The organism is Ruegeria sp. MALMAid1280 (assembly GCF_049195285.1).
In the GTDB taxonomy this organism is placed as follows: domain Bacteria; phylum Pseudomonadota; class Alphaproteobacteria; order Rhodobacterales; family Rhodobacteraceae; genus Ruegeria.
Map to the genome: position 1 here is coordinate 448,136 of NZ_JBMIRT010000049.1, position 24,229 is coordinate 472,364.

General features: G+C 59.9%; 19 protein-coding genes and 1 tRNA gene. 11 read left to right on the top strand and 9 right to left on the bottom strand.

Annotated elements, in window-relative coordinates; genetic code table 11:
- Nucleotides 1–51 precede the first annotated feature (51 nt).
- On the top strand, nt 52–1,791 hold the full coding sequence (locus ACOQFT_RS14035) for a divergent polysaccharide deacetylase family protein (protein ID WP_421598508.1): 1,740 nt from the start codon (nt 52–54) through the stop codon (nt 1,789–1,791).
- A 45-nt stretch (nt 1,792–1,836) separates the two neighbouring features.
- Here the strand turns inward: ACOQFT_RS14035 and trpE are convergent, their stop codons facing one another.
- The 5 genes from trpE to fabI all read right to left on the bottom strand — a co-directional run bounded on the left by trpE (nt 1,837) and on the right by fabI (nt 7,804).
- Nucleotides 1,837–3,348, bottom strand: a complete 1,512-nt coding sequence (trpE, locus tag ACOQFT_RS14040; RefSeq protein ID WP_421598509.1) for an anthranilate synthase component I — start codon at nt 3,346–3,348, stop codon at nt 1,837–1,839.
- 11 nt (nt 3,349–3,359) lie between these two features.
- Entirely contained in the window at nt 3,360–5,201 is a 1,842-nt protein-coding gene (locus ACOQFT_RS14045) for a peptidyl-prolyl cis-trans isomerase (RefSeq protein ID WP_421598510.1), read from the bottom strand.
- 80 nt (nt 5,202–5,281) lie between these two features.
- The gene (locus ACOQFT_RS14050) at nt 5,282–6,457 is read right to left on the bottom strand and encodes an aminotransferase (RefSeq protein WP_421598511.1); all 1,176 of its coding nucleotides are present in this window, start codon (nt 6,455–6,457) and stop codon (nt 5,282–5,284) included.
- A gap of 27 nt (nt 6,458–6,484) precedes the next feature.
- Complete coding sequence (gpt, locus tag ACOQFT_RS14055; protein ID WP_421598513.1) at nt 6,485–6,994, bottom strand: xanthine phosphoribosyltransferase; 510 nt, start codon at nt 6,992–6,994, stop codon at nt 6,485–6,487.
- 3 nt (nt 6,995–6,997) lie between these two features.
- Nucleotides 6,998–7,804 carry an enoyl-ACP reductase FabI gene (gene fabI / locus ACOQFT_RS14060; protein ID WP_170325040.1) on the bottom strand — a complete coding sequence of 269 codons (807 nt, stop codon included), beginning with the start codon at nt 7,802–7,804 and terminating at the stop codon, nt 6,998–7,000.
- A gap of 135 nt (nt 7,805–7,939) precedes the next feature.
- Between fabI and pdxH the strand changes: the two genes are divergently transcribed.
- The 4 genes from pdxH (at nt 7,940) to ACOQFT_RS14080 (ending at nt 9,788) form a co-directional block, all read left to right on the top strand.
- A complete protein-coding gene (gene pdxH, locus ACOQFT_RS14065) occupies nt 7,940–8,545 on the top strand; it encodes a pyridoxamine 5'-phosphate oxidase (protein WP_421598514.1) in 606 nt (201 codons plus the stop codon).
- A 142-nt stretch (nt 8,546–8,687) separates the two neighbouring features.
- On the top strand, nt 8,688–9,194 hold the full coding sequence (locus ACOQFT_RS14070) for a cold-shock protein (RefSeq protein ID WP_421598544.1): 507 nt from the start codon (nt 8,688–8,690) through the stop codon (nt 9,192–9,194).
- Between the two features lie 6 nt (nt 9,195–9,200).
- Nucleotides 9,201–9,668 (top strand): DUF192 domain-containing protein, encoded by a 468-nt coding sequence (locus ACOQFT_RS14075; protein ID WP_421598515.1) that lies wholly within the window; start codon nt 9,201–9,203, stop codon nt 9,666–9,668.
- A 43-nt stretch (nt 9,669–9,711) separates the two neighbouring features.
- Nucleotides 9,712–9,788, top strand: a tRNA-Pro gene (locus tag ACOQFT_RS14080).
- Between the two features lie 10 nt (nt 9,789–9,798).
- Here ACOQFT_RS14080 and ACOQFT_RS14085 read toward each other — a convergent pair.
- Nucleotides 9,799–10,233, bottom strand: a complete 435-nt coding sequence (locus ACOQFT_RS14085; protein ID WP_170443825.1) for a hypothetical protein — start codon at nt 10,231–10,233, stop codon at nt 9,799–9,801.
- Between the two features lie 532 nt (nt 10,234–10,765).
- Here ACOQFT_RS14085 and ACOQFT_RS14090 point away from each other — a divergent pair.
- Together ACOQFT_RS14090 and ACOQFT_RS14095 are read left to right on the top strand one after the other, a co-directional pair.
- On the top strand, nt 10,766–14,386 hold the full coding sequence (locus ACOQFT_RS14090; RefSeq protein ID WP_421598516.1) for a vitamin B12-dependent ribonucleotide reductase: 3,621 nt from the start codon (nt 10,766–10,768) through the stop codon (nt 14,384–14,386).
- Between the two features lie 544 nt (nt 14,387–14,930).
- A complete protein-coding gene (locus ACOQFT_RS14095) occupies nt 14,931–15,176 on the top strand; it encodes a hypothetical protein (RefSeq protein WP_421598517.1) in 246 nt (81 codons plus the stop codon).
- Between the two features lie 49 nt (nt 15,177–15,225).
- Here the strand turns inward: ACOQFT_RS14095 and ACOQFT_RS14100 are convergent, their stop codons facing one another.
- Nucleotides 15,226–16,770 carry a trimethylamine methyltransferase family protein gene (locus tag ACOQFT_RS14100; protein WP_421598518.1) on the bottom strand — a complete coding sequence of 515 codons (1,545 nt, stop codon included), beginning with the start codon at nt 16,768–16,770 and terminating at the stop codon, nt 15,226–15,228.
- A gap of 417 nt (nt 16,771–17,187) precedes the next feature.
- Between ACOQFT_RS14100 and ACOQFT_RS14105 the strand changes: the two genes are divergently transcribed.
- Nucleotides 17,188–17,706, top strand: a complete 519-nt coding sequence (locus ACOQFT_RS14105; RefSeq protein ID WP_421598519.1) for an outer membrane protein — start codon at nt 17,188–17,190, stop codon at nt 17,704–17,706.
- Between the two features lie 6 nt (nt 17,707–17,712).
- Here ACOQFT_RS14105 and ACOQFT_RS14110 read toward each other — a convergent pair whose 3' ends face one another.
- Nucleotides 17,713–18,903: a pyridoxal phosphate-dependent aminotransferase gene (locus tag ACOQFT_RS14110; protein ID WP_421598520.1), complete on the bottom strand. Its 1,191-nt coding sequence runs from the start codon at nt 18,901–18,903 to the stop codon at nt 17,713–17,715.
- Between the two features lie 265 nt (nt 18,904–19,168).
- On the opposite strand from ACOQFT_RS14110, the gene cysS reads away from it, so the two are divergent.
- The 3 genes from cysS to ACOQFT_RS14125 are packed head-to-tail and all read left to right on the top strand — an operon-like array spanning nt 19,169 to nt 22,979.
- Complete coding sequence (cysS, locus tag ACOQFT_RS14115; RefSeq protein ID WP_421598521.1) at nt 19,169–20,566, top strand: cysteine--tRNA ligase; 1,398 nt, start codon at nt 19,169–19,171, stop codon at nt 20,564–20,566.
- Nucleotides 20,566–22,200, top strand: a complete 1,635-nt coding sequence (cimA, locus tag ACOQFT_RS14120; protein ID WP_421598522.1) for a citramalate synthase — start codon at nt 20,566–20,568, stop codon at nt 22,198–22,200. The genes cysS and cimA overlap by 1 nt, the downstream gene beginning before the upstream one ends.
- 2 nt (nt 22,201–22,202) lie before the next feature.
- The gene (locus ACOQFT_RS14125) at nt 22,203–22,979 is read left to right on the top strand and encodes a squalene/phytoene synthase family protein (protein WP_421598545.1); all 777 of its coding nucleotides are present in this window, start codon (nt 22,203–22,205) and stop codon (nt 22,977–22,979) included.
- 3 nt (nt 22,980–22,982) lie between these two features.
- On the opposite strand, the gene ACOQFT_RS14130 is transcribed toward ACOQFT_RS14125, so the two are convergent.
- Nucleotides 22,983–24,209, bottom strand: a complete 1,227-nt coding sequence (locus ACOQFT_RS14130) for an MFS transporter (protein ID WP_421598523.1) — start codon at nt 24,207–24,209, stop codon at nt 22,983–22,985.
- Nucleotides 24,210–24,229 lie beyond the last annotated feature (20 nt).

Consider the following 24,229-nt stretch of genomic DNA (forward strand, 5'->3'; position numbering starts at 1 on the left):
ATTTCGGGCTGGCGATACAGCCCCGAGCCACGGTATAATGTCGGGACATACATGCTCAGGCTTGCGCGGCAGCGTCAAGGGGACATCCGGTTCCTGGTGCCGTGGCAAGCAAATGCCGCAACAGACGGCGAACATGCGATCGAAGCAGGACCAGAACGAGAGGCAATTGTTATGGGCGGATTTGTCAGCGGAATGATCGTGGGAACGGTCGTTGTTCTTGTGTTGGCGGCAGTACTGTCTCTGAACACGCCACTGGCGAAGAAACCGGAAGTGGCAGTGTCTGCTCCGGAACCCGAGGTCGCGGAGGTTCCAGAAACCACCGCAGAGGCAACGGACACTGTTGGCGATGCCGATTTGTTGGACCTGCCACCGGCCGAACCCGAATCCACCTTTGACCAGACCGACACCCTGGCCGAATTGTCGGATGTCGAGGTCGAGCCCGAAGCTCAGCCCCAGGTGATAGAGCCTGAGGCTCAGGTTGATGAGCCCGTCGCAGCGCCTTCGGCACCGGTCAGCGTGTCGACCGAGGCGCCGGTTGCGCCGCAGGCGCCGCCAGTGGTGCAGGGATCGCCAAATGCCGAGGCCTTGCCCGAGGTGTCGCTGGACGCGCCCGAAGCCCAGCCCGAGCCGGTTGTCGAGGTCGAGGTGCAGCCCGATGTTGCCGAGACCACGCCTCAGCCCGAACCCGAGGTTGCCGAGCTGGAACCTCAGGTCGAACCAGAAGGCGTAGAGGCCGAACCCCAGCCCGAACCCGAGATTGCCGAGGTCGAACCGCAACCTGAGCCCGAGATTGCCGAAGTCGAACCTCAACCTGAACCCGAGGTTGCACCGGAAACTGAATCTGTTGTGACTGAGGTGGCACCTGAGCCCGAGCCCGAGGTGGCCGATACAGATGTGCCTGAGGCGGAAACAAACCCCTTTGAGAACAGTCCGATTGCAGTCGAAGGCGACGAAGATGCAGCACCGCGCGATCTGCCACGGATTGCGTCCGTACCGCAGATCGGAGGAGAAGGTGACGCTGCCTCAGTTCCGAATGTCGGGACGCGCGTTGTACCTCTGACCGAACGTGATGATGTTATCCAGATCACTGAAACCGGCACCGAAGTGGTCGTGCCGGGCAAGCCGATCGAGACCTACGCGGCCGATTTCGAAAACCCCGAGGCCAAGCCGCTGATGTCCATCATCCTGATCGATGATGAGGGCGCATACGGCGCCGAAGCTTTGCAGGATTTCCCATACCCGCTGACCTTTGCAGTCAGCCCCTCTGATCCGGAAGCCGCCGAAAAAATGAACAAGCACCGCAAGGCCGGTTTCGAGGTTCTGGCCCTGGCCGATCTGCCCGAGGCCGCCAGCGCGCAGGATGCCGAGGTTTCTCTGGCCGTATGGCTTGATACGCTGCCTGAAACGGTGGGTATCCTTGAGGGCGTGGAATCAGGCATTCAAGGCAACCGCAAACTGGCCGATCAGGTCGCCGCGATTGCCGCCGGTACGGGCCGGGGACTGATCACACAGGATAACGGGTTGAACACCGTGCAAAAGCTGGCCGCGCGCAATGGCGTGCCCTCGGGTGTGATTTTCCGGGATATCGACGGCGCGCGTCAGGATCCAAAGATCATGCGCCGTTTCCTGGATCAGGCCGCGTTCCGCGCCGGACAGGAAGGTGCCGTCGTGATGCTGGGCCGTCTGCGTCCCGACACGATCTCGGCCCTGCTGCTGTGGGGGCTAGAGGATCGGGGCAACCGCGTCGCAATGGCCCCGATTTCCGCGGTGATGATGAAAGAGGTTCAGTAAACGCTGAACGTACTTACGGCTGACCACGGCGGTCAGCCGTTTGTCTTAGCTGTTACCAGAGCCGGTAAACCGGGCAGCATCTGCTGCAGCGCGGCGGATAGCGTTCGATTTGTGAACGGTCTCCATATATTCGTACTCGGGATCGCTGTCGTAAACGACACCGCCGCCAGCTTGAATATAGAGTTTGTGATCCTTCACGATGGCCGTGCGCAGGGCGATACACATGTCCATGTCGCCACCAGCGCTGAAATAGCCAACACCGCCACCATAGACGCCGCGTTTTTCCGGCTCCAGCTCATCAATGATCTCCATCGCGCGGACTTTCGGCGCGCCCGAGACGGTGCCCGCAGGCATCCCGGCAAAAAACGCATCCAACGCGTCTTTGTCTTCGGCCAACTCTCCGACCACATTCGAGACGATGTGCATCACGTGGCTGTAGCGTTCGATGATGAACTCTTCGGTCGGGCGCACGGTGCCGATCTTCGAGACGCGACCGGTGTCGTTGCGGCCCAGATCCAGCAGCATCAGGTGCTCGGCCAACTCTTTCTTGTCGGCCAGCAGGTCGGCCTCGTTGGCCTTGTCCTCTTCGGGCGTTGCACCACGGGGACGGGTGCCAGCGATCGGACGGATCGTGACCTCATCCCCGAAGACGCGCACCAGAATCTCGGGGCTGGCACCAACGACCTGAAAGCCGCCGAAGTTGAAATAGAACATGAAGGGCGACGGGTTGGTGCGCCGCAACGACCGGTACAGAGCAAACGGCGGCAGCGGGAAATCCTGCGTCCAGCGTTGCGCGGGGACGACCTGAAAGATGTCGCCCGCGCGGATGTATTCCTTCGCCTTTTCAACCGCCTCCATATAGCCGGACTTGGTAAAGTTCGACACCGGCGGCGCGACCTCGGACGCATCGCCCAGATCGCGGGTCTCTGCAGGCATGGCGCGCTCCAGATCGCGCACCGCGTCCATCACACGCTCGGCGGCCTGCGCATAGGCGGCTTTGGCCGATTGTCCCTCGGCCACCCAGGCGGGGGACACGACGGTGACTTCGCCTTTGACACCGTCCAGAACGGCGATGACCGAAGGGCGCAGCATGATCGCGTCGGGCAGGCCCAGCGGGTCGGGGTTCACGTCCGGCAGGTATTCCACTAGCCGCACCATGTCATAGCCCAGATAGCCAAACAGTCCCGCCGCAGCCTGTGGCAGGTCTTCGGGCAACGCGATGCGGCTTTCGGCCAGCAGCGCGCGCAGGTTGTCCATCGGGTTGCCGTCCTGTGCGTCAAACGCCTCGGCATCAAAACGGGCCGAGCGGTTCAGTTCAGAGATCTCCCCGCGACAGCGCCAGATCAGGTCCGGCTTCATGCCAATGATCGAATACCGCCCGCGAATCTCTCCTCCGGTCACCGATTCCAGCATGAACGCGTCTTTCTGCGCGCCCGTCAGCTTGAGCATCAGGGACACAGGCGTGTCCAGATCCGCCGCCAGACGGGTATAGACAACCTGATTTTCACCGGCCTCGTAGGCGCGGGCGAAGCTGTCAAACTCGGGGGTCAGGGCCATTTCGGTCTCTTTTAATAGCTTGACTGCACGGCGTTCAGCGCGCGCTGATCAATCACCGGGCGGGCGCGGGCCTGCGCGTCGCGCACATAGGCGTCAAATATGTTCTGCGCCAACGCCTGGTTCAGTTGCGCTTCAAGCGCGGCCTGGGCCTGACGCAGTTCGTCGGTTTCGGCAGGCGGCAGCAACTCTTCCAGACGGACGATGAACGCCGAACCGTCACCGGGAACAGCGCGCAGCTCGCCGGGTTCCATTTCGAAAACCTGCACCATGAAATCCGCAGGCACATCATCCAGGAATGCGGTGCGGGTCAGGGCGTTTTCCACGCGGAAGGGCAGGCCAGTGGTGGTAAAGTCGCCATCCGCGTTCAACTGCTCCAGAACCGTGTTGGCCTGTTCTTCTAGTGCCTTGTTCGTCTCGGCCTGCGTCCATGCAGCCACCACACGCTCACTCGCTGTCTCCAGCGGTTCGGGACGTTGGGGCAGAACTTCGTCCAGGCGCAGGGCAAAGATCGAGCCGTCCTCAAGGAACGCAACCTCAGGGAAATCGCCTTCGTTTACCGCTTCGGCGGCGGTGCGGAACCCGTCATAGGCGGCAACGCCATCGTCGCTTTGGCGGGTCCAGCCGATCTGCCCCAGATCCATCTCGGTCTCAGAGGTCAGCTCTTCCAGAGTGGCGCCACCGGCCAGCATGTCATTGATGTCTTCGGCCTGTGCCTCGATCTGACGGCGGGCGCGATCGGAGGCCAACTCCTCGCGCAGGGCAGGCGCGGCGTCTTCGAACGAGGTCGTGTTTTCGGCCAGCGAGCCATTGATGCGGAACAGTGCGGGGCCGAAGGTCGAGGGCAGCGGGCCAACGACGGTGTCCAGATCAGCGGCAAAGATGGCATCGGCCGCTTCGCCCAGATCCTCGCGGGTCACGTCACCAAGGTCGATATCGCTGAGTTCCAGCTTGCGATCACGCACCAGTTGTTCAAATGTGGTGCCGCCGACCTCAAGCTGGGCCATCGCGGTTTGCGCGGCGTCTTCGCTGGGATAGGTCAGGCGTTCGACCAGACGGCGCTCGGGCTGGTGGAATTCGGACGCGCGCTGATCATAGAGGCGACGCACTGAATCCTCGTCAACCTCGACACTGTCCAACAGCATTTCCGGCGACAGAATCGCATAGGTCAACTGCTTGGTGCGGGGCAGGGTGAACTGATCCGTGTTTTCATCATAATAGGTCTGAACCTGTTCATCCGTGGGGGCTGCAATAGGGGTGGTCAGCGCATCCGGTCCGATCGTCGCCACGGTAAAGCTGCGGCGGGCACCAACATAATCGGTCAGCACTTGCGTCAGAACCGAGGGCATCTCAACCCCGCTGACCACCGCGTTCTGCACGATGGTGCGCGAGGATTCCTTGCGCAAGTCCGATTCGAATTCGGTATCCGTCATTCCGACCTGTTCCAGTTGAAACTGATACGCGTCACGGTCAAACGAACCATCAACACCCTGAAACGCCTGAATGGCGACGATTTCCTTTTGCAGGTTCTCGTCTCCGATCGAAATGCCCAGCTCACCAACTTCGTTGTCCAACGCGGCCAAGGCGGTCAGGCGCGACAAGGCCAGCTGGTCCAGCCCGAACTCATGCGCCTGGGACATTTGCAGAGGCTGGCCGGTCTGGCTTTCGACCGCGCGGATTTCGCGCTGCAGTTCGCGGACATACTCGTTGATCGAAACCTCTTCGTTGCCGACCTGCGCAACGGTGCGCACGGTGCCGGTCAGGCTGGTTGCGCCAAAGCCTGCAAGGCCCAGCATCAACAGGCCCATGATAATCCAGACAAAGGTCTTCGATAGGTTTTTAACGCCTGCGGCCATGGTGCCCTCTTATTGATGTGGCAAGTTACTGCCCTGTCGGTTGCGGCCCTGAATACGATGCACGCCGCCGGGGGGCAAGCTCAGAAGGACAGGGCCTGCAGCCTGTCGAACAATTGTGCGATTCCGGAGCGGTCGAGATTGGCAAAGGCAATGCGAACCTGACGTTTTCCGGCCGTGTCGCTATCGGGCAGGAACATCGTGCCGGGCAGCAACAATATACCGGCCTCGGGCACCAGACGACGCGCCAGTTCATCCGAGGGAATGTCGAACGGATGCTCGAAATAGGCAAAATACGCCCCCAGCCCCAACAGGCGCCAGCCCTTATCGGCCAGACGGGGTAACTGTTCCTGAATCGCGGCGCGGCGGTCGAAGATTTCGGCGCGCTCTCCGGCCACCCATTGCGACAGGTTCTTCATCCCCCAAAGCGCCGCGAACTGGCCGATCTGGCCGGGGCAGATTGCCACCGTGTCCAGAAACTTCTCGATCTCGGCCAGAAGGTCCGTGCCGGTTGCAATCGCGCCGACGCGGTGGCCGGTCAGGCGATAAGCTTTGGAAAAAGAATAGAGGTGTACCAGCGTATCTTGCCAGCCCGGTTGGCTGAACAGGTCATGCGGCGGGCCGCTACGGCTGTCGAAGTCGCGATAGGTTTCATCGACCAACAGCCGAATACCTGTCTCACGCGCCAGATCGTAGAAGGCGCGTACCAGATCCGAGGGGTATTCCACGCCGCCCGGATTGTTCGGAGTCACCAAGGTGATGGCGCGGGTCTTGTCGGTGATCAAAACGCGGGCCGCATCGGGATTGGGCAGCAGGCTATCATCAGTTTTCAGATCAATGGCGTGCACGCCTGCCATGTCCAGCCACATTTTGTGGTTGAAATACCAGGGGGTTGGCAGGATGACCTCGTCCCCCTCATCAGTGATTGCGGAAATCACTGCCGCAAAGGCCTGATTGCAGCCCGAAGTGATTGCGACCTGATCCGACGCGACCTCGGCGGCGTAGTGCTGACTGATCTGGGATGCCAGTTCCGCGCGCAGTTCGGGATTGCCCAGAACCGGGCCGTATAAATGCGCGCTGTCCTCGGTCACGGCAAACTCGGCCATGGCCTGACGCAGCGCCAAAGGCGGCGGGTCGACCGGTGCGGCCTGGCTGACATTGATCAGAGGTCGGTCCTCGGGAAAGACCACGCCCTCCAGCCAGCGCCGCGCCTCCATCACCGGAGGGGCGAAAGTGGCGGCGGTGCGTGTCCGGGTCATGCGTGGTCCTGGATGTTTAGCAGAGGGTCAGTCGGTGCCGCGATAGGGCTCGACATATTGCAGGGCCATATCCCACGGGAAGAAGATCCACGTATCTTGGCTGACCTCAGTGATGAACGTGTGCACCATCGGGCGGCCCTTGGGCTTGGCGTATACAGTGGCAAAATGCGCCTTGGGGTACATCGCGCGCACCAATTCCAGCGTTTTGCCGCTGTCGACCAGATCGTCGATGATCAGAACGCCCTCTCCATCGCCCATCAGATCAGTGTCGGGGGCTTTCAGCACTTCGGCTTCGCCCTGTGCCTGATGGTGATAGGACCGCACGCTGATCGTATCGACGGTGCGGATGTCCAGCTCGCGGCTGACGATCATCGCGGGGGCCATGCCGCCGCGTGTGATGGCGACAACGGCGCGCCAAGCGCCGTCATCGGGGCCTTGACCGTCCAGCCGCCACGCCAAAGCGCGTGAGTCGCGGTGAATCTGGTCCCAGCTGATGTGAAAGCCTTTTTCGTGGGGCAGGCGGTCTTTGGCGCTCATGATTTAACCCTTTTCAACGTCCGGGGCGTCGACGGCCTTCATGCCAACGATGTGATACCCCGAATCCACGTGCAGATTCTCTCCGGTCACGCCGCTGCTGAGATCGGACAGCAGATACAGCGCCGACTTGCCCACATCATCGATGGTCACATTGCGGCGCAGGGGCGAGTTATACTCGTTCCACTTCATGATATAGCGGAAGTCGCCGATGCCGCTGGCGGCCAGGGTCTTGATCGGACCCGCCGAGATCGAGTTGACGCGGATACCGTCCTTGCCCAGATCCTCGGCCAGATATTTGACCGACGCTTCCAGCGCGGCTTTGGCAACGCCCATCACGTTATAGTGCGGCATGACCTGTTCGGCGCCGTAATAGGTCAGGGTAACGGCGCTGCTGCCCTCGGACATCATCTTTTCCGCACGCTGCATCACGGCGGTGAAGGAATAGACCGACACATCCATGGTCAGCTTGAAATTCGCGCGGCTGGTATCGACGTAACGGCCGCGCAGTTCGTTCTTGTCGGAAAAGCCAATCGCGTGAACGATGAAGTCCAGCTTGCCCCATTTCTCTTCCAGCGAAGAGAACAGCGCATCAATCGATGCCTCGTCGCTAACATCGCAGGGCAGGACGATTTCGCTGCCCAGTTGCGCCGCCAGCGGATCGACCCGCTTTTTCAGAGCATCGCCCTGGTAGGAAAAGGCAAGTTCGGCTCCGGCTTCGGATAAAGCGCGGGCAATTCCCCATGCGATCGATTTATCATTGGCCAGTCCCATGATGAGGCCGCGTTTTCCGGCCATCAACTGATTTGACATGTTCGGTTCTCCGCCTGTCTTCGCGTTATGTTGGGTTGGTTTATGCCATTGGATGCGCTGCTTCAAGGCCACGAACTCTTGCCCACAGCGGGTTCTCGCCCTAGGGTAGTTAACAAAAGTTTCCGGGGGATGGAAATGACCGAGCGTGGTGGCATTTTTGCCGGCGCTGATCCGTTCGAAATTTCGGATCGGTGGCTTGCAGAGGCCAAAGACAGCGAATTGAATGATCCCAACGCCATAGCGTTGGCGACCGTGGACCCGGACGGGATGCCCAATGTGCGCATGGTGCTGTTGAAAGAGATCGAATCCGATGCCTTCGTGTTTTACACCAATTACGAAAGCACCAAAGCGACCGAGCTTGAATCGGCAGGCAAGGCGGCGTTTGTCATGCACTGGAAATCATTGCGGCGCCAAATCAGGGTTCGTGGTACAATCACCCGTGAAAACGGGCCGCAAGCTGATGAATATTATGCGTCCCGCTCATTGAAGAGTCGCCTTGGGGCCTGGGCTTCGAAGCAGTCTCAGCCTCTCAGCAGCCGGTCCGCCCTTATGGCAGAGGTTGCAAAGGTGACCGCGAAACTGGGGCCGAACCCTCCGAGGCCGCCATTTTGGGGCGGATACAGGCTGGTGCCGACCGAGATCGAGTTTTGGGCCGATGGAGCTTTCCGGCTGCATGACAGGTTCCAATGGCGCCGGGATCAGGTGGGCTCGGCATGGGAAGTGCAGAGGTTGAATCCATGACGTTCGCGTATCGTGAAATGCAATGCACAGGAATTAAAGAGTTTTTTCGGCTTGAATTTGCGCGTCATTCCCATACACATCGGACCCTTAACGAACTGTTAAAACTCGCGATAGGAAAACCGTGCCAGACGATCTGAACAACATGTACCGCGTACGTGGACACGTGAAATGGTTCGACCCCGCCAAGGGGTACGGTTTTGTTGTGTCCGACGAAGGCGGTCCGGATATTCTGTTGCATGTGAACGTGTTGCGCAATTTCGGTCAAAGCTCTGTCGCCGATGGTGCCGGAATCGAGATCATGACGCATCGCACCGACCGCGGTGTTCAGGCGGTCGAGGTCATCAGTGTCGATCCGCCCGCGCGGACCGACTCGATGATGCTGGCGGATTTTGCCGAGCTTGATCCGGTGGTGATCGCCGAAGCGCCGCTCGAAGCTGCGCGGGTGAAGTGGTTCGACAAGGGCAAGGGCTTTGGGTTCGCGAATGTCTTTGGCCGGGGCGAGGACGTGTTCCTGCATATCGAAGTGCTGCGCCGGTCCGGTCTTGCCGATCTGCAACCGGGCGAGGCGCTTGCGATGCGCGTCATCGACGGCAAACGCGGGCGTATGGCGGCTCAGGTGCTGGCCTGGGAAGCTGCTTTGGACGACTGATTGTTCATGACCAGATTTTTCGCGGTTCTTGCAAGTATTACAATGCTGTGGGCCGGAGAGGTTCTGGCAGCATGTCGCGAAGACCGTGTCGGTTTGCGCAACGATAAGACGCAAATTACCTTCAATGTTGAACTGGCGATAAGCCCGCAGGACAGGGCGCGCGGTCTGATGTTCCGCGAGTCGCTGCCGCAGCGGTCCGGGATGTTGTTCGTGTTCGACCCACCGCAGCGGGTGGCGTTCTGGATGAAGAACACTCTGATTCCCCTGGACATCATTTTTCTGGACCGCACCGGCATGGTGACCCGCGTGCATGAAGACGCAATACCCGGGGACCAGAGCCAGATCAATGGTGGCGATTCGGTATTTGCGGTTCTGGAAATCAATGCCGGGCTGGCGGACCGTTACCTGATCACTCCGGGAACCCAGATGCAGCACGAAGTTTTTTCGCAAGGCCCTGCGATTTGGCCCTGTTAGGGCTTTTCAAATCCGATGGGCATCGTTAGGAAGGCGCACGGTCCGGGGCGTGGCGCAGTCTGGTAGCGCACCTGTTTTGGGTACAGGGGGTCGTAGGTTCGAATCCTGCCGCCCCGACCACTTCTTTCCTTCAAATCGGTGAACCACCCATCGTCCGGAACAAGGCGCCAAGCGCCTGATCCAGGGCTTTGCTTTCCACCGGAACGTTGACCGCGGGCCCCTTTTTCTGCGGCACGTTAAAAAACAGTTCGGCATCGACACGGTAACCCGACGTGTTTTTGGTCGATGTCATGCGCATGACGCTTTTCGGCAAATCCTGCGGATACCCATCATAGTTGAGAATCAGATAGGCGGTGGTGTCAGGCGGCAGCAACTCGGCGCATTCAAAAACCCGATTCCCGGTTTTCTCGAACTGCTCACCGGGGCCTGCGCATTGGGTTTCAAACGTATCGAAAAGCCGTTTCGGGTAGGTTTCGAATTGCGCACTGCGCGTGGGTGGGGGCACATCTTGTGGTGTGCAGGCCACGATCAGCACCAGTACTGGAAGTAAGCGAAACACCAACATCGGAACTGACCCCTTCGGTAAGTCGTTTTATACGTAGCGAATTTTATCCACCTCACCACCGGGCGGCGTTTTGATTCTTGTTCAGCCTATCCAGCTTAGTGCCAGTTTACCAAATGCCGGTAACTGTGCCGAGAAACACAGTTAATTCTGCTGAGTGCGTTTCGGGGCGGGCCCAATGGCCAGTGGAAGAACCTGTGGAGGAATCGCAATCCGTCAAAAAACGGCGCTTCGAAACTTTTGGGTCAACAGAAAAGATTTTGAAAATGACTGAAAAATGACATTGACGATCTATGGCTGAATACGCCAAGTTGTATGGGCCGAAAGGAGTGCCACTAAATCTGGTAGAATGACCGGAGCGGGGCATGGGGCGAGGGTCGGAAAGCACATCTATTAAACGTGCAACCGTATAGACGGTTTCGCGCTGTAAGAAACAGCGCCCGGTCGTTTGCGTCCAAATTTCTGGCACGGCTGACGGAACGCTGAAATGCCCCTGACGCCAACGGACAAGTTGTTTGAATCTAGGGCTGCGGACATGAAGATTGACAGAAAATTCACCAAATCGGGGCAGGACGCATACGCAGATCTGGACTTTGTCTCTGCGACCTCCGAGATTCGGAACCCGGACGGCACCATCGTTTTTCGCCTCGACGAAATCGAAGTTCCCACCAAGTGGAGCCAGGTGGCCAGTGACGTCATCGCACAGAAATACTTCCGCAAGGCCGGTGTCCCTTCGGCCCTGAAAAAGATCAAGGAAAAGGACGTTCCTGAATTTCTGTGGCGCTCGGTTCCGGCTGAAGGCGCTGAATTTGGTGGTGAAACCTCTTCCAAACAAGTGTTCGACCGTCTGGCCGGTGCCTGGGCCTATTGGGGCTGGAAAGGCGGCTATTTCTCGACCGAAGAAGACGCGCGCGCCTATTTCGACGAGATGCGCTATATGCTGGCGACCCAGCGCGCCGCGCCGAACTCACCGCAGTGGTTCAACACAGGTCTGCACTGGGCCTACGGGATCGACGGCCCGGCACAAGGGCATCACTATGTCGATTACAAGACCGGCAAGCTGACCAAATCGAAATCCGCCTACGAACATCCGCAGCCGCACGCGTGTTTCATCCAGTCCGTCGATGATGATCTGGTGAACGAAGGCGGCATCATGGATCTGTGGGTGCGCGAGGCGCGCCTGTTCAAATACGGCTCTGGTACCGGGACCAACTTCAGCCATCTGCGTGCAGAAGGCGAAGCGCTGTCGGGTGGCGGCAAGTCCTCGGGCCTTATGGGCTTTCTCAAGATCGGCGACCGCGCCGCTGGCGCGATCAAATCAGGCGGGACAACCCGTCGAGCAGCAAAGATGGTAATCGTCGATGCAGATCACCCCGATATCGAGCAATTCATCGAATGGAAGGTGATCGAAGAGCAGAAGGTGGCCTCGATCGTTGCCGGATCGAAGATGCACGAGAAGATGCTGAACGGCATTTTCGAGGCCATCCGCAGCTGGGACGGCGCGCAAGACGATGCGTATGATCCCAACACCAATGACAGCCTGAAGAAGGCGGTTCGCGAAGCCAAAAAGGTCGCGATCCCCGAAACTTACATCAAACGCGTGCTGGATTACGCCAAGCAAGGTCATGACAGCATCGAATTCCCCACCTACGACACGGACTGGGATTCGGAAGCCTACAGCTCGGTCTCGGGTCAGAACTCGAACAACTCGATCCGCGTCACCAACGCCTTCCTGACCGCAGTTGAAAAAGACGCCGATTGGGAGCTGATCAACCGCACCGATGGCAAGGTTGCCAAGACCGTAAAGGCCCGCGATCTGTGGGAAAAGGTCGGCCATGCCGCTTGGGCCTGCGCCGATCCGGGCATCCAGTTCCATGACACCGTCAACGAATGGCACACATGCCCCGAAGATGGTGAGATTCGCGGCTCGAACCCGTGCTCGGAATATATGTTCCTCGATGACACGGCCTGTAATCTGGCGTCGATGAACCTGCTGACCTTCCTTAAGGATGGTGAGTTCCAGGCGGCGGACTATATGCACGCCTCGCGCCTGTGGACGCTGACACTGGAAATCTCGGTGACGATGGCGCAGTTCCCGTCGAAGGAAATCGCGCAGCTGTCCTATGACTTCCGCACCTTGGGTCTGGGCTATGCTAATATCGGCGGCCTGCTGATGAATATGGGCTACAGCTATGACTCGGACGAGGGGCGCGCGATTTGCGGCGCGTTGACCGCGATCATGACCGGTGTGGCCTATGCGACCTCGGCCGAGATTGCCGGAGAGCTAGGTCCGTTCAAAGGCTATGAACGCAACGCCGGCCACATGCTGCGCGTCATCCGCAACCACCGTCGCGCGTCGCAGGGTGTGACCAATGGCTATGAGAAACTGGCCGTGAAACCGGTGCCCCTAGATCATGGCAACTGCCCGGACAAACGTCTGATCGATCTGGCGATGTCGGCCTGGGACGAAGCGTTGAACCTTGGTGAAAAGAACGGTTACCGCAACGCGCAGGCCACTGTGATCGCGCCGACCGGTACTATTGGTCTGGTTATGGATTGCGATACCACTGGGATCGAGCCTGACTTTGCGCTGGTGAAGTTCAAGAAGCTCGCCGGTGGTGGCTACTTCAAGATCATCAACCGCTCTGTACCTTCTGCGCTGGAAAAGCTGGGCTACTCTTCGTCTCAGATCGAAGAGATCGTTGGCTACGCCGTTGGCCACGGCACCATCGGCAACGCACCGGGCATCAACCACACCTCGCTGACCGGTCACGGCTTTGGCCCGAATGAGTTGGCCAAGGTGGACGCCGCGCTGGAGAGCGCCTTCGACATTCGTTTCGTCTTCAACCAGTGGACGCTGGGCGAGGATTTCTGCACCGGCGTCCTTGGCATCCCGGCGACCAAGCTGAATGACCCGACCTTCGACCTACTGCGCCATCTGGGCTTTACCCGTGCGGATATCGAAGCGGCCAATGATCACGTCTGCGGAACCATGACTCTGGAAGGCGCACCGCATCTGAAAGAGGAGCACTACGCGATCTTTGACTGCGCCAACCCGTGCGGCAAGAAAGGCAAGCGTTTCCTTGGGGTTGATAGCCACATCACCATGATGGCGGCAGCGCAAAGCTTCATCTCTGGTGCAATCTCGAAAACGATCAACATGCCGAATGACGCGACTATCGAGGACTGCCAGAAGGCCTATGAACTCAGCTGGTCGCTGGGTGTGAAGGCCAACGCGCTCTATCGTGATGGCTCGAAACTGTCGCAACCTCTGGCGGCGGCACTGGTCGAGGATGACGACGAAGCGGCGGAAGTGCTGGAAAGCGGTTCGGCGCAGGAAAAAGCCGTTGTTCTGGCCGAGAAAGTGATCGAGAAGGTTGTAGTCAAGGAAATCATCCGCAGCCATCGCGAAAAACTGCCGCATCGCCGCAAGGGCTACACCCAAAAGGCGATTGTCGGCGGCCACAAGGTCTATCTGCGCACTGGCGAGTTCGAAGACGGCAAGCTGGGCGAGATTTTCATCGATATGCACAAAGAAGGTGCTGGCTTCCGGGCGATGATGAACAACTTTGCCATCGCGGTCTCGGTGGGCTTGCAATACGGCGTGCCGCTGGAAGAGTTTGTTGATGCCTTCACCTTCACCAAGTTCGAACCGGCGGGGATGGTGCAGGGCAACGACTCGATCAAGAACGCGACGTCGATCCTGGACTACATCTTCCGCGAACTGGCCGTGTCTTATCTGGACCGCACCGATCTGGCCCATGTGAAACCCGAAGGTGCCACCTTCGACGATCTGGGCCGGGGCGAAGAGGATGGTTTGTCCAATGTCTCGGAAATCAGTGACAGCGCGGCTTCCAAGTCTTTGGAAGTGCTGAAACAAATCAGTTCGACCGGGTATCTCCGCAAGCGTCTGCCGCAAGATCTGGTAGTCTTCAATGGCGGTCAGGCCGAGGTGAACGGCATGGCCGAACCGGCGCCCACCTTTGAAGCGCCTGCGGCCGAAACAGCGGTTGCGACCGGCATGGACGCACGGACCAAGGCCAAGATGCAGGGCTATGAGGGCGATCCTTGCGGCGAATGCGGAAACTACACGCTGGTGCGCAACGGCACCTGCATGAAATGCAACACCTGCGGCGCAACCAGCGGGTGTAGCTAAGGCTACCGCCCCGGCAACCCGGGGCGCAGGGGTCGGAACGCTGCCACAGGTACCGGCCCCGACGAATACGGAGCAAGGCGCTGAGACTTACCATCGATGCCTCGCTCCACTCGGCCGACATGCCCGTGTCGGCCGGGAACAGGGTGGGGCGGAATATTTGCTCTTTCCCACTCTTTCACGGGGCGGGTGCGCTCGTCCCATGCGCAGTCCAGGCCGCAGGCAAAAAAACACCGGGCGGTCAACGAAATGAGCCTGGAAGGCGAAACTGACAGGGGGCTTCGGCCCCCTTTCTTTTTTGCAACGGCTTCGACGGGAATTTGAGCAGAGCTTTGCCGGATTCTGCATTTTGCGTCGGGTAAGACCCGCCGAAGCCGCGCGACAGGGTCTTTTCCGGCGGCTGACCGCAGACACGACTCTGCCAAACACGCGGAGATTGGCGCGAAAACGGAAACAATTTACAATGCAGGTGACACGGCATCCCGTTGCGGTGTTTCTGATGCTGTCCGGACGAAAACACGCAAAAACTCAATCAGGAGGCATCACAATGAAACCGCAAACTCTGGCCGCTATCTCTGCCATTGCACTTGGACTGCCGACGCTGGCCGTCGCACAATCTTCGGCTGACGCCAATGGGGACGGTGTACTGACAATCGAAGAGGTTCAGGCCGTTCTGCCCGAAGTTGACGCAGATGGTTTCTCGGCGATGGACGCAAACGGCGACGGCGCGTTGGATGAGGCCGAAATCGCTGTGGCACAGGAAGCAGGGCTGTTGCCGGCAACCGACGGTTAACCCAGAAATAGAGGGCGGCCAGATTAAATCTGGCCGCCTTTACAGAGCCTTACTTGGCGAGATGAATGTTGAACTTGCCGCGAAGCTCGGCATCCAAAAGCGGATCGAACTGGGCTGGAGACGGCGAAGACAGGATTTCATCTTTCCGCTTGATCGCTTTTTCAATCAGATCGGGTTTGCCAAGCTCAGCCCATTCCTTGGGTGATGTTCGGTCACCAAACGTCGGATAGACGTAGTCCGCCTGCATCCGGCTGAGCGTGGCGTCGGTTCCCAGATAGTGGCCCGGACCGCCCATGCAGACCTCGGCGATCTGATCCAGCGCCAGCGTCTCATCGTTGACCTCGATCCCGCGTACACAGCGTTGAGCCTGTCCGATCAGGTCGTCGCTGAGGATAAGGCTTTCCAGGCAAAAGCCCAGCAACGAGGCGTGCATACCTGCGGATTCATACACCATGTTCACGCCGGACAGACCAGCCATGACATTCGAGCACATCTGCTCCCATCCGGCCTGCATGTCGGGCATTTTCGAGTCGGACGCTCCGGCGGCCGCACCACCCGGCAGATCGTAGAACCGGTGCATCTGGGCACAGCCCGCGGTCAACAGGGCTTGTTCGCCAGACCCGATCGACATGGCGCCGGTGCGCAGGTCCAAACCAAATGGCCAAGTGCCAAAAATTGCCGGAGCTCCGGGGCTTACGGCGTTTACATAAACTAATCCGGCAAGACATTCCGCCGTGGCTTGGGTGATCGCTCCGGCGATTGTCGAGGGTGCGGTCGCCCCGGCCATTCCGGCCGAAAGCAGCAGCACGGGCATTCCACCCTTGATGCAAAGCTCCATCACTTCGCAGCTTTCGGTGGCGAATTTCATCGGTGGCACGACAAAGCAGTTGGAGTTCGAAACGAACGGACGCTCACGGAATTTATCTTCACCGCCGGCGATCGTGTAGATCATGTCCAGTGCGGGGGCGACGTGGCCGGGTTCGGTGAAGGATGTGCCGATATGTTTGAACGTGCCGGAACAGCAGGCGTAGATCGTGTTCAGATCCATTTCCAGATTGTCGGGAATGTCGCGGCAGACCATCGGACGCTGAACAAAGTGAATATTTTCAAGCTGTTCGCAGATGCGGGATGCGTCATGCAGATCCTGCACCGTTGAATCCCGGTATTCATTGCCGTGAACATCAACCATGCTGACGGCCGCGCCTGCCGTGCCGTAATGGACCTTGGTGCCGGACAGGTTCAGATCGGTTTTGCCATCGCGGCTGTACAATGTGACCGAGCGGTTTGCCTTGGCGACCGTGTCCTCGACCAGAGCGCGGGGAAAGCGGATGCGGCCATCATCGCCCAAAGTGCAGCCAGCACCGACGAGGTAGTCGATCCCGCTTTGCGGCGCGTCGGCCAGACCGATGGTTTCCAATGCGGTCAGCGCGGCCTCGTGAATGCGTTCGATCTGTGCCTGGGTCAGAACATTGAGGACGCCGCCCTCCATACCGGGGCGGATGGGGCGCAGATGTTCGGGCAGTGCTGTCGCACGGGCAGCACGGCGCGCGGCGCGTCCGCCGCTGCGGGAAGAGTTACGGGTTTGATCGGTCATGGGGCAGAATCCAGTAAATAAGGCGTCGTGAGGGTGGGGGTGTCACGCCTTGGGCGGCCGCCCGCGCGCCGCACGGCCCCGATCCGCACCGATGGTGCGGCTGATCAGCCGGATCTTCCAAACTTCGTTTTGCATGTGGGTCCTCACATATTGGCGGTCAGTATTCCGACGTCCACCGGCGCTTTCTGTCCTGTTTGCGACCTGAGAGTTCAAAAGCGAAGCTGTGATGCATGTGTCACGGCGTTTGTTGGCTTTAAAAGAATTTTTCCCGCTATGGCAGAAATCTGTTATGGTTCCTTCACTTATTTAAGAGTGGTTCGTGTTCTCAATTGAATCTTAATGATCTCGAACCAAGTTTCTAAGTTATGTTGACCCGAAAGACCAAAGTCTCGACGAAAGGTTCTTTAGGAGAGTTTTATGAAAGCCCTTAAGGTCGTCTGCCTTTTTTTGGTGACGAGCATCGCGGCCCCCGCAATGGCTGAGGATTGGACCGGGGCTTATGCCGGATTCAGCTTTGGATATGCAGAAGCGGACGGCCCGAACGGGTCAAGCGGCAACGACACGGCCTTTGGTCCTCATATCGGTTATGACCGGGACTTCGGCAGCTTTGTTCTTGGGGGTGAACTGGAATACAACCACCTGTCCCTGGGCCTGAGTGATGGCGAGGGCAGTCTAGACAGCATGACCCGCCTGAAACTTCGCGGTGGCTATGATTTTGGCAGCGCTTTGGGATATGTGGTGGTCGGCGCGGCCCGGTTGGATGCATCGGTGGACAATGATACAGCTGCCGTCTACGGGATCGGCGTTGCCTATCCGATCAACGACCGCTTTGTGATCAGCGGTGAGGCGCTGCGGCAGGATTTTAACGACGTCACCCGGACAGATGGCGGGCTGGACGCGAGTGTTTTCAACCTGCGCACTTCCTTCCGATTCTGACGCCTGTCAGCCAACGGCAGGGTGATGTGCCGCCAAATCAGAGGCAAAGGTACAGATCGTGGACAGGGCAGTTGCGAATCTGTCGTCGTCAATCGTCATTGCCACACGGATATGGCCTGCGGCTGCGGACCCGAAACTTTCACCCGGCATAACCGCAATCGCGTGCGTATCCAGAAGGGCGTTGGCGAATCCATCACCGCTGAACCCGGTGGCACGGATATCCAGCATCAGATACATCGCGCCCTGCGCCGAAACCAGCCCGATGGTGTTCTGCACCGCGAGAATACCAACCGCGAGGGCGCGGCGCCTGCGGAAGGGTTCGGCGACTTGTTCCTCCAGATCATTGCCCGCATTCAGCGCGAAACTGGCGGCGTCCTGGATAAATCCGGATCCCCCATAGGTTGTATGCGTGGCGAGGTTGATCAGATGCGAGATCACCGTTTCGGGGCCGACGATCCAGCCGCAGCGGGACTCGGTCATCGTGTGGGATTTCGACATTGAACCAACGACCAGCGTGCGCTCGACCATGCCCGGCAGGGTACGGGGTGAGATATGCTCACCTTCCCAGACCTGCGTGCCATAGACCTCGTCCGAAATCAGCCAGAGATCACGCCGGCGGCACACCTCGGCGATCCCTTCGAGGGTCTGGCGGGAATACACCAAGCGGTGGGGTTGTTCGGCGTATTGCCCAGCGACGAAATCGCGCCATCGGCGGCGGCCTCCGTCTGCTCGGCGCGCGGCTGGAACGCGTCTTCGGCAGTAGTCTGGATTGATCGGGCCACAGCTCCGGCCCCCCCGGATCGTGCCGGGGTAGGTGGCGTAATACGGGTCGAGATACAGCCCCACGTCGCCGGGATCACACACCGCGACATGGGCCGAGAACAGGGTCGATTGGCCGCCGGGCGTGATCAGCACGTTGTGGCGCGTGGTGGGCACTCCGGTACGTGCCTGCAACCGGGCGGCCACCGTGTCGCGCAGCAGATCGGTGCCGGGAACCACCGCATAACCGGTGTGACCTTGCCGGGCGGACAGGTCCATCGCCTCAAGTGTCGACGCATCGGTGCGGATGTCATGTTCGCCGATGGTCAGCTCGGTTACCGCGTAGCCGTCGCTGATCATCTGTCGGGCGCGATAGAAAACGTCCCACCCGTCGTTGCCGCCTTCAGTCAGATGAGTGATGCGCTGCGACAGTTTCATGGGCTGTCTCCGTCTGGTGTCTTGCGCAGTCAGGGCCAGAGGCGTTCTGAATTGCCAATCAGCGACGTCGGGGCGTGGAACTCGGGGCTTGGCGCAGAGCGGTCTGCGTGGTACTGGGATAGTATGAACCGGATGACCTGCATCATTATCTGCTGCATTACCTGCTGATTTATCAAGCGGGCCGGTTTCTTTCGTTTTCATCCCTGAGACAAGTTGCTAAGCCCGCGCCAACGCGAGAAGCCTCGCTGTCTTTAGGAGCCGACCGATGACGACGATCAAACTGCACAACACACGGACGCGGACGAAAGAGGAATTCGTGCCGATCAGCGCCGACAATGTGCGGATGTATGTCTGCGGACCGACCGTCTATGACCGCGCTCATCTGGGAAATGCGCGGCCGGTGGTGGTGTTTGATGTGCTCTATCGCTTGCTGCGGCACACGTATGGCGCGGATCACGTGACCTATGTGCGCAATTTCACCGACGTGGACGACAAGATCAACGCAACCGCGCTGGCCCGGCAACAGGCCGGGGCTGCGGGCACGTTGGAGCAATTGGTGCAGGAGCGTTCGGACGAGACCATCGGCTGGTATCTGCATGATATGGGCGCGTTGGGGGCGTTGGAACCAAACGAGATGCCGCGCGCTACACAATATATCGACCAGATGATCGCGATGATCGAAGGGCTGATCGAGAAGGGCCACGCCTACGCGGCCGAGGGGCATGTTCTTTTCGCCGTGGACAGCTGGAAAGAGAAGTATGGAGCTCTGTCCGGTCGGTCCGTCGATGACATGATCGCAGGCGCGCGGGTTGAGGTCGCGCCCTACAAAAAGAACCCGATGGATTTTGTGCTGTGGAAGCCTTCGACAGATGAGCTGCCGGGGTGGGATTCTCCTTGGGGCCGTGGTCGTCCGGGCTGGCACATCGAATGCTCGGCCATGAGCTATGAGTTGCTGGGCGACAGTTTTGACATTCACGGCGGCGGTAACGACCTGATGTTCCCGCATCATGAGAATGAGATCGCCCAGAGTAAATGCGCCCATCCGGAAGGTGAGTTTGCGCGGGTCTGGCTGCACAATGAGATGTTGCAGGTGGAAGGTAAGAAGATGTCCAAATCGCTGGGCAATTTCTTTACCGTGCACGACTTGTTGGAGCAAGGCGTTCCGGGCGAGGTGATCCGCTTTGTCTTTCTGCAGACCCATTATCGCAAGCCGATGGATTGGACTGAGAAAAAGGCGCGCGAGGCCGAGGCGACGCTGCGCAAGTGGCGGGCGCTGACAGCGGGCATCGAGCCCGCCGGCAGCGCGGCGCCCGCAGTTGTCGCTGCGCTGAGTGACGACCTGAACACGGCGGGCGCTTTGGCCGAGCTTTATCGACTGGCTGCGGATGGAGATGCGGCGGGGCTGCTGGCTAGCGCGCAGTTGGTGGGGCTCTTGTCTGACGAGATGGGCGCGTGGGCGGATACCGCGTCGGTGGATCTGTCTGCTCATGCCGACCGGTTGGCGGATGCGCGGGTCGTTGCGATGCAGAGCAAGGATTTCGCGGAAGTGGACCGCCTGAAGGCCGCTTACATCGCCGCTGGTTTGGAAGTTCGCATGAGCAAGGACGGAGTCGAGCTGGTTCCGGGCGCTGGTTTTGACGCGGCCAGGTTGGAGGAGGTGTGATGTCAAAGGAACGCCTCTACCTTTACGACACCACGCTACGCGACGGGCAGCAGACGCAGGGCGTCCAGTTCTCGACCGCTGAGAAAGTGCAGATTGCACAGGCTCTGGACGAGTTGGGCGTGGACTATATCGAAGGCGGCTGGCCCGGTGCGAACCCGACGGACAGCGCGTTTTTCGAGGTCGCGCCGAAGACCTCGGCGCGGTTGACCGCCTTTGGGATGACCAAGCGGTCAGGCCGGTCGGCCGAAAATGACGTCGTTCTGGCCGCAGTGATGAATGCGGGGACGCAAGCCGTGTGTCTGGTTGGCAAGTCGCATGATTACCACGTCACCGATGCGCTTGGGATCTCGCTGGAGGAGAATGTCGAAAACGTCCGTGCCTCGGTCGCGCATATCGTGGCGCAGGGGCGCGAGGCACTGTTCGATGCCGAGCATTTCTTTGACGGCTACAAGGACAATCCCGGTTACGCGGTTGAGGTGTGCCGCGCCGCGCTGAATGCCGGGGCGCGCTGGGTTGTGCTGTGTGACACCAATGGCGGCGCGCTGCCGGCTGAGGTGTCGCGCATCGTGTCCGAGGTAATAGCTGCGGGGCTGCCTGGGAATCGGCTGGGCATTCACACCCACAACGACACCGAGAACGCGGTGGCCTGTACTCTGACCGCTGTCGATGCAGGGGCGCGGCAGATACAGGGTACGTTGAACGGATTGGGCGAGCGGTGCGGCAACGCCAACCTGACCGCTCTGATCCCGACATTGCTGCTGAAAGAACCCTATGCCTCAGGCTTTGAAACTGGCGTCAGCATGCAGGCGCTGGGTGGTCTGACGCGCATCAGCCGGATGCTGGACGATATCCTGAACCGGGTGCCCAGCAAGCAATCGGCTTACGTTGGCGCTTCGGCCTTTGCGCATAAGGCGGGGCTGCACGCCAGCGCGATCCTCAAGGACCCGTCAACCTATGAACATGTCGATCCGGGCGCGGTTGGGAACGCGCGTATCATTCCGATGTCGAACCAGGCCGGGCAGTCGAACCTGCGCAAACGCCTGACCGAGGCCGGTCTGGTCGTCGCGAAAAACGACCCGGCGCTCGGGCGCATTCTGGAGCGGATCAAGCAGTGCGAGGCCGAGGGTTATTCCTATGACACGGCTCAAGCCAGCTTTGAACTGCTGGCGCGGGATGAGTTGGGTCAATTGCCCGAGTTCTTCGAGGTCAAGCGCTATAAGGTCACTGTTGAGCGGCGCAAGAACAAGTACAACAAGATGGTCAGCCTGTCCGAGGCTGTGGTTGTTGTAAAGGTCGACGGGGAAAAGAAACTCTCGGTCAGTGAGTCGCTGGACGAGGATGGCAGTGACCGGGGGCCGGTCAATGCATTGGCCAAAGCCCTGGCGAAAGACCTTGGACAATACTCGCAGATTCTGGCCGATATGAAGCTCGTCGATTTCAAGGTCCGCATCACCCAGGGCGGGACCGAGGCGGTGACCCGAGTGATCATCGACAGCGAAGACGGGCAGGGGCGGCGCTGGTCGACCGTAGGCGTCAGCGCGAACATAGTCGATGCCTCGTTCGAGGCGTTGCTGGACGCGATCCAGTGGAAACTGGTGCGCGATTGCGGATCGCGGACGGCGGTGGCCGAGTGACTGTGGAATTCGACGACGACGTCAAAGCCTGTGCGGAACTAGTGCACCGCGCCGATCCCGACCGGTTCATGGCGGTGATGGCCACACCCGTCTCGGTGCGGCCACTGTTGTTTCCTCTTTACGCGCTGAATGCCGAGGTCGCGCGCGCGCCCTGGGTCACGCAAGAGGCGATGATTGCCGAGATGCGGCTGCAATGGTGGCGCGATGCGCTGCAGGAGATTGCCGAGGGGAAACCTGTGCGCAGGCACGAGGTCGCGACGCCTCTGGCACAGGTTCTGTCACCGCATCTGGCCGCCATGCTGGACGAGTATGTGGCCGTCAGGCGTTGGGACATTTACCGTGACCCGTTTGAAGATGAGGCGCATTTCGACGCCTATATCAATCACTCGGCCGGGTCCTTGATGGTTGCTTCGGCGCAGGTGCTGGGTGCCGCGGATGAGGCCGTGTTGCGCGATTTCGGATATGGCGTCGGCGTGGCGAACTGGCTGCGGGCCATTCCCGATCTTGAGGCGCGGGGTCGTATTCCCTTGCTCGACGGCACGCCCGATGGCGTGCGAACGCTGGCGCAGAAGGCGCTGGAGCGGCTTCAACGGGCGCGGTCCAGTGCGTCTGCTGTCTCGGCGGATGCCCGGCCCGCGCTTTACGCCGGGTGGCAGGCGGAATGGGTTCTGCGGCAGGCCCTGGTCCGCCCGGACCGCGTGGCCGCCGGCGATTTGGCGCAGGGTGAAATTCGCCGCAGGCTATCGCTGATGTGGACCGCGGCCAGTGGGCGCTGGTAGGGCTCAGACCGTTTCCGTCTCGGACGGTTTCAGAACCAGCCACAGCAACGCACCGCCCGCCAGCGTCAGCAGCGGGATCATGGCGAGGTTCACCGCCGTCCAGCCCTCGACCGCTGAACCGCCCGAGCAGTTCATCAACCCGCCCGATGCCAGCGACGCAAGCGTGACGCCACCAAACACCAGCAGATCGTTCAGGCCCTGCATCCGGCCGCGCTCACTCACGTCATGGGACTCGGCCAGCATTGTGGTCGCGCCGATGAAACCAAAGTTCCAGCCAACCCCCAGCAGGATCAGGGCGACGAAGAAATTGCCCAGCTCGACGCCTTGCAAGGCAACCACGCCCGCACCAGCGAGAATAGCGAGACCGAGGGCTACGATTTTCTCGACCCCAAAACGCGCGATGAGCTGGCCGGTGAAAAAGCTGGGCACATACATCGCCAGCACGTGGCTGGTGACCACGTCGGCGGCGTCATTTGCGCTGAAACCGCAGCCCACTACTGCCAGCGGGGTCGAGGTCATCACAAGGTTCATCAGCGCGTAAGACACCATGGCGCAGATGATGGCCACGGCGATGCGCGGGGTCTTCAGCATCTCCAGCCGGGACCGCCCTTGGGGCGCGTCTTCCCTGGGCTTCTCGGGCGTGGGAATGTCGAGGAAAAAGAACAGCGCCGAGCCGAAGATATTCAGCGCGATCACCGCCACGTAGGTGCCAAGGAATGGGATCACATAGGCGGTCGAGGTCAGTTTGACGATTTGCGGCCCGATGATCGCTGCCGCCAGACCACCGGCCATAACGTAAGAGATCGCCTTGGGGCGGAATGCATCCGACGCGGTGTCGGCAGCGGCAAACCGGTAGAATCCGTGGGCGCTCATGTAGATGCCGGTTAGCAGGCTACCCAGCAAGAAGATCGGGAATGAACCCAGATACAACCCATACGCACCAACAAGGCCGCCGCAGGCACCCGCAGTGGCGCCGACCAGAAACCCGGCACGCCGACCCCAACGTTGCATGATCGCCGAAACCGGCGTGGCCGCCAGCATCGAGCCCAGAACGATCAGCGAAATGGGCAGGGTGGCCAGACAGGGATTGGTCGCCAGTGACTGACCCGCAAGACCGCCTACAATAAAGATCATCGGCATCTGCGACCCCAGAACGGCCTGAGCCGCCACCAATACGGCGACGTTGCGTTTGGCCTGGCTGTTGTCCGGGGTGGTGGTGGTCAGTGTCATGCGCCTATGGGTATCCGCGA

What these genes read in the sequence shown, in the direction of transcription:
- ACOQFT_RS14035 (WP_421598508.1), top strand. Translation starts at nt 52, where the DNA reads ATGCTCAGGCTTGCGCGGCAGCGTCAAGGGGACATCCGGTTCCTGGTG.
- trpE (WP_421598509.1), bottom strand. Translation starts at nt 3,348, where the DNA reads ATGGCCCTGACCCCCGAGTTTGACAGCTTCGCCCGCGCCTACGAGGCC.
- ACOQFT_RS14045 (WP_421598510.1), bottom strand. Translation starts at nt 5,201, where the DNA reads ATGGCCGCAGGCGTTAAAAACCTATCGAAGACCTTTGTCTGGATTATC.
- ACOQFT_RS14050 (WP_421598511.1), bottom strand. Translation starts at nt 6,457, where the DNA reads ATGACCCGGACACGCACCGCCGCCACTTTCGCCCCTCCGGTGATGGAG.
- gpt (WP_421598513.1), bottom strand. Translation starts at nt 6,994, where the DNA reads ATGAGCGCCAAAGACCGCCTGCCCCACGAAAAAGGCTTTCACATCAGC.
- fabI (WP_170325040.1), bottom strand. Translation starts at nt 7,804, where the DNA reads ATGTCAAATCAGTTGATGGCCGGAAAACGCGGCCTCATCATGGGACTG.
- pdxH (WP_421598514.1), top strand. Translation starts at nt 7,940, where the DNA reads ATGACCGAGCGTGGTGGCATTTTTGCCGGCGCTGATCCGTTCGAAATT.
- ACOQFT_RS14070 (WP_421598544.1), top strand. Translation starts at nt 8,688, where the DNA reads ATGTACCGCGTACGTGGACACGTGAAATGGTTCGACCCCGCCAAGGGG.
- ACOQFT_RS14075 (WP_421598515.1), top strand. Translation starts at nt 9,201, where the DNA reads ATGACCAGATTTTTCGCGGTTCTTGCAAGTATTACAATGCTGTGGGCC.
- ACOQFT_RS14085 (WP_170443825.1), bottom strand. Translation starts at nt 10,233, where the DNA reads ATGTTGGTGTTTCGCTTACTTCCAGTACTGGTGCTGATCGTGGCCTGC.
- ACOQFT_RS14090 (WP_421598516.1), top strand. Translation starts at nt 10,766, where the DNA reads ATGAAGATTGACAGAAAATTCACCAAATCGGGGCAGGACGCATACGCA.
- ACOQFT_RS14095 (WP_421598517.1), top strand. Translation starts at nt 14,931, where the DNA reads ATGAAACCGCAAACTCTGGCCGCTATCTCTGCCATTGCACTTGGACTG.
- ACOQFT_RS14100 (WP_421598518.1), bottom strand. Translation starts at nt 16,770, where the DNA reads ATGACCGATCAAACCCGTAACTCTTCCCGCAGCGGCGGACGCGCCGCG.
- ACOQFT_RS14105 (WP_421598519.1), top strand. Translation starts at nt 17,188, where the DNA reads ATGAAAGCCCTTAAGGTCGTCTGCCTTTTTTTGGTGACGAGCATCGCG.
- ACOQFT_RS14110 (WP_421598520.1), bottom strand. Translation starts at nt 18,903, where the DNA reads ATGAAACTGTCGCAGCGCATCACTCATCTGACTGAAGGCGGCAACGAC.
- cysS (WP_421598521.1), top strand. Translation starts at nt 19,169, where the DNA reads ATGACGACGATCAAACTGCACAACACACGGACGCGGACGAAAGAGGAA.
- cimA (WP_421598522.1), top strand. Translation starts at nt 20,566, where the DNA reads ATGTCAAAGGAACGCCTCTACCTTTACGACACCACGCTACGCGACGGG.
- ACOQFT_RS14130 (WP_421598523.1), bottom strand. Translation starts at nt 24,209, where the DNA reads ATGACACTGACCACCACCACCCCGGACAACAGCCAGGCCAAACGCAAC.